The sequence below is a fragment of the Nostoc sp. S13 genome (assembly GCF_029379315.1).
In the GTDB taxonomy this organism is placed as follows: domain Bacteria; phylum Cyanobacteriota; class Cyanobacteriia; order Cyanobacteriales; family Nostocaceae; genus Nostoc.
This window is the reverse complement of sequence record NZ_JAQYWQ010000181.1, coordinates 1-9,145: the sequence shown is the minus strand read 5'-3', so window position 1 is coordinate 9,145 and position 9,145 is coordinate 1. Positions and strand designations below refer to the sequence as shown.

Sequence of the window (9,145 nt, the reverse complement as noted above, 5' to 3'; positions counted from 1 at the left end):
TTTGACTTTGCCACTCTTCAGATGTACGGAGCTTGTTCAAAACTCAAATAGGATTCCTATAGTTCTGTACAAAATGTATCATCCGAAGAATCTCTGATAAAGGAGATTTCCTGGGGGTTGATACCAAGGTCTCTACATAGTTGTTTTCTTGACTCTTGGGTCTCGATCATTACGAGCATTAGTTTTGTTAATTCTTTGATATCGTTTTCGTCCAAAAGGAATTGAGTTGACATAATTTTTATTCTTAATACTACTTACAATTTAGTTTTGATTTAATACTTTCCAATTTAGCTGCGTGTTTCCCTGTTTTAAACACAACTTCAAGTTCCTTGCAGATTTGCCCAAGAGCTTGTCTATTATCGGTAGTATGCAAATAGTCAATTAGCTCTAAAGCAAAGTCAGCATTGGTGGGTTGTCTGAAAAATCCAAGTTTATTTGATTCAATTCCAATTCTTATACAAAGAGCTTTTCGTGCTGAATATTCTGCACGTCCACTATATATTAAGAGTTCTGTAAGTACTTCTCTGTCTGAGTCATTTAGTTCTTGCTCGATTTCAATAGAAGAAAAACTAAGCTGTGAAATAGCTTGGGAGGTTGGCTGTTCTTTTAGCTCCTCTACTGCTTTACGAATTCCTCTAGCAACATCCGCAAACGCCTGATCGCGATTTACCCAATTAGCCACAGGATCAGCATTTTTGGGCAAGGCTTGAAGCTTGCTAAACAATGCGCCCTTCCAATCAACTTCACGGAGAATAACGGGAATAACGCAAGCTTTTTCAGTTTCGTGCCGTTCCATCGCTCGTTTAAGCTCAATGTCACAGCAATAATCTGAAGCTAGGAAATCTGGACTAATAAGCAGCAGAATCACATCGGCTGCATTCAAGTGTGTATTAATTTCACCTGCCCATTCTCTTCCCGCAGTAATCTCTCGGTCATGCCAAGCTGTAATTACACCCTGCCGCTTCAAAATGCTTAAGTGTTTCACTAACTCGTTTTTGAATTCTTCGTCTCTATGGGCGTAGGAGAAGAAAACTTCTATAGGCCCAGTGGGTAGTATGGACATAACTTTTTTTTGGTTGCACCTGATTATATAAATTGACAAAGTTTTCTTACTCAACTGGTTTTAGTAGCAAGACAATCAGTTCGGTACTAGCTTTTTAGCTCTCTGTCTTCTTTGTTGGAGAACACTCGTTGCTTTTGAGCCATTGCTCGATTGGCTCAATTAGTACTTGGCTCATTTTCTTACCCCGCATGACACAGGTGGCATGGAAGCGCTTCTTCAAGTCATTCGTGATGCTAATGTGCATTTTTTAAATTGATATTTATGTAAGTAATTCTTACACAAATCTACAAATGTAAAAAAGGCGATTCCGAAAAAATACTAGTTAAAAAGTGAAAGCACTCTACTAAAGAGTGCTTTGGGACTTTCCAGATTTATCTGTCCAAAAAGTTTCAAGTCTATTACCGTAACTTATCACTCCCGGTTCGCTCATTTTTTTTGGAGTTCAAGAAATTGCCGAAAAACAGAAAATCTTGGTGTAGTAATGGTTTTAGCCATTCCCCTAAATTTACCTTGAACTACCACCCTGTTCTAAAAACTCTATTTTTATGCGATGCCTACGGCGGTAAACTACGCGCAAAGTTGGAATTATAGTACATTTGTATTGTAGATTAGAACCCCTACTAAATCGTTCAGCTTTTTTCTAACTCAATTTAAAATGGGCGAAGCGATCGCTAGAAATCCTTCAACAGCAGTTAGGTGACATTTGTCAATTATAAATTCCGCTGAAAAGACTGATAGCAATCGCACAAACGCACTAAAATTTAAGAAACCCTGATGATGGGTACTGACATGGTATCGATCCCAATTACTTTGGAACAACTCATTACGGCGGTACAACAGTTGCAGCCAGACGAACGAGCAAAAGTCGCTAGAGCCTTGATTCAAATAGATTTACGTTCAGATTTGACGGCTTTAATTCAAGAACTTTATGCCGAACCCCCCGTGAATGAGATTACAGACGATGAAATCAGGGCTGAAATTAAAGCTGTGCGTCAGCAATCCCAGCAGGTCTGATGTTGCAAGTGGTCATCGACATCAACATTTGGATTCGCATTTTGCTGAAAGGGCGAGTTACATTGCCAATTTTGGCAGCATTTAATGAGGATAAATTCCAGTTGGTAATGAGTCAACCGCTCATGGAAGAACTCCATCTTGTTTGGAATCGCTCCCGTTTAAGAGAGCGGATTGACTCTAGTCAGGCGATTCGCCTAGAACAACAATTGCAGTACCGCGCCTTATGGGTTGAGTTGAAAACTGTTCCGCCTAATTGTCGAGATCCCAAAGATTTACCTGTGTTGGCTACAGCGATTGATGGCAAAGCGGGGATTATTGTATCTGGGGATGATGACTTGCGGGCTGATGATGATTTGAGAGGGGTAATGACAAGCTATGGCATTCAGTTATTGGGTGTTCATTCTTTCCTGAAATATCTAGATGAAGGTAATGGATAAAGGATGCTTTCCCCGATCGCTCCCTAAAACAAGAACGCGATCGCTAATTCAACTTATGCCTAACCGCGATCGCCTATTGACCGACTTGCCAAAATACGATCGCCCACTTGACTAAAAAAGCGATGCCTCCCCACATTAGAAAAGCGATCGCTCTCTCAAGTCGATTGATTTCATTTTGACCCGCGATTGCTAATTCAACTTATGCTTAACCGCGATCGCCTTTTGACCGACTTCCCAAAATACGATCACCCCCTTGACTAAAAGAGCGATGCCTCCCCACAGTAGGAAAGCGATCGCTCTCTCAAGTGAATCAATATTCATTTTGAGGTGCTTTTCTTGCCAATTCCATATCTTTTGCCCTATACCCATTTGCCCTAAGCGAAGCCGAAGGGATGCCCAATTCCCTAGTCAATTCAACGGCTCCATAATGACTTTTAAACCTTTACTAGAGAGTCTTTTGAGCATTTCTTTAGCATTATATTCACTGCTAAATACTCCTGCTTGCATAACTCTTTGACCTTGCCAAACTGTGGCAAACGCACCAGGAGCAAGCGATCGCACTAAATCTTTATCCTTATCAGTCGCTAGTGGCACTACCACACGATAACGTACACCCAACTTTGTCGCAGAGTTCCCGCCATCGGGCATAGTTGCAGAACTTGTTCGCATATTGCGAGTATTATCTATGGGGATATTTTGCTCAGGAAGTGGTAAAAGTGCTTCAGCATTTGGGGAAGCAGCTTCTAGTACTGGTAATGGCTGCTGTGTTTGCTCCCTCACACTTGGGGCTGGTGCTTGTGCAACTGAATTGGATGGATACTCAGGAGCCGTAAACTCAATTGTATTGGGATCGATCCGCACATAATTCAACTGTGGCGGAGCAGGTGGCTCTGCTGGACTGGAAGTTGCAACTCTTGAAGTGTCAGTTGGTATTTGTTTAGCCGACAAGCTGCTAGGAGTAGGAAAACCGGCAACTTTAGAGGTGGCTTGCTGTTGATTGGATATGGGCGTGGAAAGTGGTATATTAGCTGGCAACAATGGCAGCAGCTGACTGTTTAATTGTCTAGGAACACGATTATTTGCTGAAATGCTGTTGCTGGTTTGCCCGTTGGTAGTTTCAGAGACTTCTGGAGCCGAGAAGGTGATTTCCCCAGTTGGTGGTATTTCTCGTAGCACATTGTTGGGTACAGGGGCAGGTTGAGAAGTTGGGGTGGCTAGTGGTATTGTACCGTTGATATCTACCTTGCCAGTGATGCGACTACTTACAAGGTTGTTACCAGCAGCAGACATCACCTGTTTAGCAGCGCTGGCGTTAATGTCGTAGCGAGCATTATTTTGAAATTCATTACCCCCAGGTTCGGATGCACTACCTAAATCTGGTATTGCTTGAGCGATCGCAACTAAACCATCTTCTTTATTATTTTGAATAGAATTATTCCGCAAAATTGGGTGGGCATTTGCTTGCACCACAATTCCCGTTCTATTGTTCTGAATTTGATTGCCGATAATTACAGGAGCGGCATTTTGGGCAATATTGATCCCAAAACCCGTTTCGTGAAAGACATTTTCTTTGACTTGAGGATGCGAGTTACCGGCAATTGTGATGCCATTGGCTCCATTGCGATCAAAGTAATTCTTGCTAATAGTGGGTGCAGCATTACCACTGACAGAAATCCCATCTTGGGTACTGCTAGTGAATGTATTTTCTGTGACTACCGAATTACTAGATTCAATCCATAAACCGTAACCACGGGGATTCGAGTTTGTCACCGTCACCCCAGTCAGCAAGGCTTGGTTTGCTCCCACTATTGTGACGTTTTGACCGGCAAAGCTCCGACTCAGGTAATCACCACCTCCCTGAATGATAGTGTCCTTACCTTGATTACTAGGGTTGCCTTGAATTGAAACACCCGGTTTCAGCATTAAAGGGAATATCTCTCCTGTCTCGGCGCTATAAGTACCAGTGGAGAGCATGATTACAGTATTGGCGCCAGCTAATCGTAACGCTTGGGTAATCGTTTTCACAGGAGCGGATTCGCTGCCATTGCCTGCCTTGTCATCTCCGCCACTTGGGTTGACAAATAGCACGTTAACTTGAGAATTTGTTTTCTCACCCAGAGGTGCTGAATTTGGTGTCAATGGAATCTGAGCGATTGCACTGCCCAAGCTTGTACCCAGGAACGCCATACTTGCCGCTCCTATGCCTACGGTAAGTGATAATACTGAAAAACGAAAAAAGAAAAGCCTTGCTGATTCCAGAAACTTCGGCTTTGCAAGCAGAACATCTAATCTGGGGTACTTAGAAAACAGGCGGCTGGGAATCATATTTAACACAACTCCTTATAAGTAAAAATAAATTCTTATACTCTTAGAAAGTATTATGTCGATAATATTACTCACATATTGACCGATTGGCGATACTTAATACAGAGTAACCTGAGTTCGATGTAAAAAAAAGCCTGAAAACTAGACAGAGTAAACTTTATAGCAATATATGATCGCGTAAGATGATGTCAATAATTTTCTATAAATGACGCCGAACTCAGGTTTGTTAAGCTGAAAAACATCTAATTTGCATGACCGAATTAAACAGAACTCTTGTGGGGTGGGCATCTTGCCCGCCCTAATTATGCAAGTTAAATGTGGAACAGCTTAATTCCAGTGCAGAAATTCCAGGATTTATGCGGAGAATTCCTAGAGATGAGTTAAAGCAGTTTTTTGAATACCTCAGTTAACTATGGAGAGCAACAGTTTGTAGTCGGATTAGAGTTAAAAGTTAAATCGATTATGATTGAAAAAATAACAGGTGAATCTCAGGTACTCGATACTCTTGAAAAGATGTATATCGGACGTTTTACAACTGAAGAAGCGTTAGAAATTATATGTAGTAAGTAGGTCAACCTAAAAAAACGTAAGATAGATAAAGTTGAGAAATTAAGTGAGAACTGATGCCAAGTGCGTTAAGAATAATACTAAGTGCCGAAGAAGACCGTACACTAAAAGAACTCAGTTGTGCAGATAAAGTACCACGTCGAACTAAACAAAGAGCGATCGCCTTGCGCCTAAATGCTTAGCGATGGAATGTACCGTACTATCGCAGAATATCTAGATTGGGCACAACAGACAGTAAGGCAGACACTTAAACGCTGGCAATTACAGGGTTTAGGAGGTTTGTGGGAAGCCCAAGGACGCGGAAAAAAACAAAGCTGGCATGAAGTTGATTGGCAAGTAGTAGAAAAATGCTTGGGACAAAATCGCCGATGAGCGTGCTCGGCAGCTAAGTCAAAAGCTATTTGAAGAACGACAAATTGAGTTAGGAGCCGAACAAATCAGGCGAGTAGTCAAAAAAAGGGGTGGTGTTGGAAACGTATCCGCTACTGTCCGGCTTTAAGTCTTAAGGCTGAATATTTACAAGCTAAAGGCCAAGATTGGGAATTACTCAAGGTGTGGGCACAATTAGTAGGATTGCTTTGTTTAAAGTACTTGGATGAATCTGGTTGTTACTGCACTAGTCCTACTGATTACACTTATGGGCGTAGGGGAGAGCAAAAATGTATTCGACAAAATAGACGACGCGGTAGGCGGATTAACATCTTCGGTATTTGGGAGCCGAAAGTTAGTTTTGATTATGCTTTGATGCTTGGAACATTGAAAGCACCAATCTATGTCCAACTCATGGAGTGTCTTGCTCAAATTGCTGCACGCCGTTTACTAGAAACCGGACAAATCACCGTAATTATTCACGATAATGCTTCTGTTGACAAAAGTCATTTGGCTCGCCACCAGCATCAACGTTGGCAACAGCAAGGTCTGTACATCTTTTTTCTACCTCCCTATAGAACTCATTTGAATCGCATTGAAGACGAATGGTTGCATATATAGCATGATCAGCTTGCCGGCCGAGTTTTTGAGGATGAATATGAATTAGCGATCGCTATTATCGATGGTATAAATTATAGAGCCAAGCAAGGTCAGTATCAAGTTAAGCGTTTTACGTTTAATTAAGTTGACCTACTTATTTTTCGGGAAAACCTTGCCCATTTTTCAGCTATAGAGAACATACATAATACGGGCAAGATTGCTAATCTCCTTTCTGTCAAGCTATTTTCATCTCGCATATTAAGCAAAGTTCTAGTTCAATGGATTCAACAGAAACGCTATCAAGAATTTACGGATGACCTAGACTTTGAATATGCTATTTTAAGAAGCTGTGCAGTTTTACTCCTGGCTATAATCGAAGAAAACCCTTCTAAAATACTAAGTATTACAGCAAATAAATTGTTTAAATACATCGAAAATATAGGTGCATTACCAGAAGATTATATCGAGTGAATATGCAAAAGTTGTAAAGTTAAAAAGAATGTAGAGATGTTACATGGAAGTGACTTTTAGCATGGGTCGCTTTAACTGGATTGCAATTTTGTGGTGTATCTGCTCTTGCCAGTCCTTTGTAAGCTTGTCGTTTACCGTAAAATACTTGACTAATCTTAGTGCGAAACTGTAGCCTCAGACTACCCCGATCGCTACCTATAGGAACATGGGATAATTGACTGTAACCCTGGTTACTACGTTGTTTTCCGTAGATTTAGTAAAAATTGAGTAAAAAAAAGCAAATTAATTAACTATGGTTACTAGGACATATGATAATTCACATTTCGATGAAAGCACTAACGGGGTTGTTGTAATGGTCGAGCCATACAGGCAAAAAGAGCAAATACAGCAGGTTGTCTACCGCATTTTAGATGCCAATTTAGACCGCGCTCGTGAGGGCTTGCGAATTATTGAGGAATGGTGTCGGTTTGGATTGAATAATGCCCAGTTGGCTTTTGAATGTAAGCGCCTGCGACAAGAGGTAGCCCAGTGGCATACCTCGGAATTACGGGCGGCGCGAGATACACCAGGCGATCCTGGAACTGAGTTAACTCATCCTCAGGAGGAAGAACGAGCTAGTATCAAATCAGTGTTGCAAGCTAACTTTTGCCGCATAGAAGAAGCATTGCGGGTATTGGAAGAATACAGCAAGCTTTACCACCCAACTATGGCTAAAGCTTGTAAGCAGATGCGCTATCAGGTTTATACCCTAGAAAGTAGTTTAATGGGTTATCAGCGCCATCAATTATTGTGGCGATCGCGTCTGTATTTTGTTACTTCCCCTAGTGAAACTTTGTTGAACACTGTCGAAGCTGCACTTAAAGGTGGATTAACGCTCTTACAGTACCGCGACAAAACCGCCGATGATTCTTTGCGTCTGGAACAAGCTAGAAAAATCCGGCAGTTATGCCATATCTACGGCACTTTGTTCATTGTTAACGATCGCGTGGATCTGGCTTTAGCAGTCAATGCAGATGGGGTGCATCTGGGACAACAAGATATGCCTATTGCTGTTGCTCGGCAATTACTCGGTTCCCAGCGTTTGATCGGTCTTTCTACCACAAATAAAGATGAAATGCAAGGAGCAATTGCTGAAGGTGTAGATTACATTGGCGTGGGGCCAGTTTATGAAACTCCCACGAAAGTAGGTAAGGCAGCAACAGGTTTAGAATATGTCAGCTATGCTGCCAAAAATTGCCCAATTCCCTGGTTTGCCATTGGAGGAATAGATGCCAATAATATCAATGATGTGATTGATGCGGGAGCCGAACGTGTAGCGGTGGTGCGATCGCTCATGCAAGCCGAACAGCCTACCCTCGTGACACAATATTTCCTCTCCCAACTCAATCGCATTAAACCAGAATCTTAAAAGAGTCATTTGTCATTTATCCAAAGTAAATAACCAAATACCCCATTCCCTAGTTCCCAGTCCCCACATATTATGTCTAATGAGATTACGATTCAGGTAAATGGGGAAACCCATAGCTGTTCGTTTCAAATTTCTTTACCCGACTTGCTCCAACAGTTGGGTTTTAACCCCCGCTTGGTGGCTGTGGAGTATAATGGCGAAATTTTACATCGCCAGTTTTGGCCGCAAACAAAAGTACAATCAGGCGATCGCTTAGAAGTGGTAACTATTGTCGGTGGTGGTTAGTTAATTTCAGCCACTTTTAATCTGTTTCAACCTCAAGCTCATGTAGTAGCTGATGCTTTGGGACTTTCTAGAACAACTGCTCAAATGCCAGATTCAGAAATCACTTTAGAATTTCCGTTAGTCGCAGCTAAACAGTACCTAAAAGCCAAAGTGGTCTTTTGGCGAGCTGTTAATCCTGATGCAGAAGCAGAAGATATTGCTGGATTGGAGTTAGAAAATTCTCCCCCAGGATCTCAAAAAGCACCATTAATTATGGTATGGCGAAACTGTGGGATCTCAAAGGAACCAAGTTCCGAGAATTTCCGCACAAAGGTAAAGTTGAGACTACCAAATTTAGTCCAGATGGCAAGCTGCTAGCTACAGTTGGAGAAAATGGGACGGCATTGCTGTGGAATATTAATGGCAAGCCGCATAAACCATTGCTGGGACATAAGGGCTATGTTAACAGTGTCAATTTTAGCCCCAACGAAAAGAAACTGGCTACAGATGGAGATGATGGTACGGTTAGGTTATGGGATTATTCAGGAAAGCAGTTAAAAGAATTTAAGACTTTTGAACCTCGCATGACTAGAAGTCACGCGATTCCTACTTCAACGAGTCCTGCCT

General features: G+C 41.8%; 13 protein-coding genes. 10 read left to right on the top strand and 3 right to left on the bottom strand.

Annotated features, from left to right (window positions below; genetic code table 11):
• Positions 1-250: 250 nt before the first annotated feature.
• Entirely contained in the window at positions 251-1,063 is an 813-nt protein-coding gene (locus PUQ00_RS30990) for a toll/interleukin-1 receptor domain-containing protein (protein ID WP_300423666.1), read from the bottom strand.
• A 789-nt stretch (positions 1,064-1,852) separates the two neighbouring features.
• On the opposite strand from PUQ00_RS30990, the gene PUQ00_RS30985 reads away from it, so the two are divergent.
• The 3 genes from PUQ00_RS30985 to PUQ00_RS30975 are packed head-to-tail and all read left to right on the top strand — an operon-like array spanning position 1,853 to position 2,629.
• Positions 1,853-2,077, top strand: coding sequence for a hypothetical protein (locus PUQ00_RS30985; RefSeq protein WP_229484255.1), 225 nt, complete (start codon positions 1,853-1,855; stop codon positions 2,075-2,077).
• Positions 2,077-2,514, top strand: coding sequence for a putative toxin-antitoxin system toxin component, PIN family (locus tag PUQ00_RS30980; RefSeq protein ID WP_300423663.1), 438 nt, complete (start codon positions 2,077-2,079; stop codon positions 2,512-2,514). The genes PUQ00_RS30985 and PUQ00_RS30980 overlap by 1 nt, the downstream gene beginning before the upstream one ends.
• Complete coding sequence (locus PUQ00_RS30975) at positions 2,507-2,629, top strand: hypothetical protein (RefSeq protein ID WP_300423662.1); 123 nt, start codon at positions 2,507-2,509, stop codon at positions 2,627-2,629. The genes PUQ00_RS30980 and PUQ00_RS30975 overlap by 8 nt, the downstream gene beginning before the upstream one ends.
• 74 nt (positions 2,630-2,703) lie before the next feature.
• Here PUQ00_RS30975 and PUQ00_RS30970 read toward each other — a convergent pair whose 3' ends face one another.
• Both PUQ00_RS30970 and PUQ00_RS30965 read right to left on the bottom strand, forming a co-directional pair.
• Positions 2,704-2,883, bottom strand: a complete 180-nt coding sequence (locus PUQ00_RS30970; protein WP_300423660.1) for a hypothetical protein — start codon at positions 2,881-2,883, stop codon at positions 2,704-2,706.
• A 39-nt stretch (positions 2,884-2,922) separates the two neighbouring features.
• On the bottom strand, positions 2,923-4,839 hold the full coding sequence (locus tag PUQ00_RS30965; RefSeq protein WP_300423668.1) for a DUF1565 domain-containing protein: 1,917 nt from the start codon (positions 4,837-4,839) through the stop codon (positions 2,923-2,925).
• Between the two features lie 393 nt (positions 4,840-5,232).
• Between PUQ00_RS30965 and PUQ00_RS30960 the strand changes: the two genes are divergently transcribed.
• The 7 genes from PUQ00_RS30960 to PUQ00_RS30930 all read left to right on the top strand — a co-directional run.
• Positions 5,233-5,409 (top strand): hypothetical protein, encoded by a 177-nt coding sequence (locus PUQ00_RS30960; protein ID WP_300423659.1) that lies wholly within the window; start codon positions 5,233-5,235, stop codon positions 5,407-5,409.
• 53 nt (positions 5,410-5,462) lie between these two features.
• On the top strand, positions 5,463-5,588 hold the full coding sequence (locus tag PUQ00_RS30955) for a hypothetical protein (RefSeq protein ID WP_300423657.1): 126 nt from the start codon (positions 5,463-5,465) through the stop codon (positions 5,586-5,588).
• 7 nt (positions 5,589-5,595) lie between these two features.
• The gene (locus PUQ00_RS30950; RefSeq protein WP_300423655.1) at positions 5,596-5,778 is read left to right on the top strand and encodes a helix-turn-helix domain-containing protein; all 183 of its coding nucleotides are present in this window, start codon (positions 5,596-5,598) and stop codon (positions 5,776-5,778) included.
• Between the two features lie 180 nt (positions 5,779-5,958).
• Positions 5,959-6,396: a transposase gene (locus PUQ00_RS30945; protein WP_300423654.1), complete on the top strand. Its 438-nt coding sequence runs from the start codon at positions 5,959-5,961 to the stop codon at positions 6,394-6,396.
• Between the two features lie 802 nt (positions 6,397-7,198).
• Positions 7,199-8,254, top strand: a complete 1,056-nt coding sequence (locus PUQ00_RS30940) for a thiamine phosphate synthase (protein ID WP_300423652.1) — start codon at positions 7,199-7,201, stop codon at positions 8,252-8,254.
• A gap of 72 nt (positions 8,255-8,326) precedes the next feature.
• On the top strand, positions 8,327-8,539 hold the full coding sequence (thiS, locus tag PUQ00_RS30935) for a sulfur carrier protein ThiS (protein WP_300423651.1): 213 nt from the start codon (positions 8,327-8,329) through the stop codon (positions 8,537-8,539).
• A 257-nt stretch (positions 8,540-8,796) separates the two neighbouring features.
• Positions 8,797-9,145, top strand: a 349-nt coding sequence (locus PUQ00_RS30930; RefSeq protein ID WP_300423650.1) for a hypothetical protein, incomplete at its 3' end; no start/stop codon positions are given.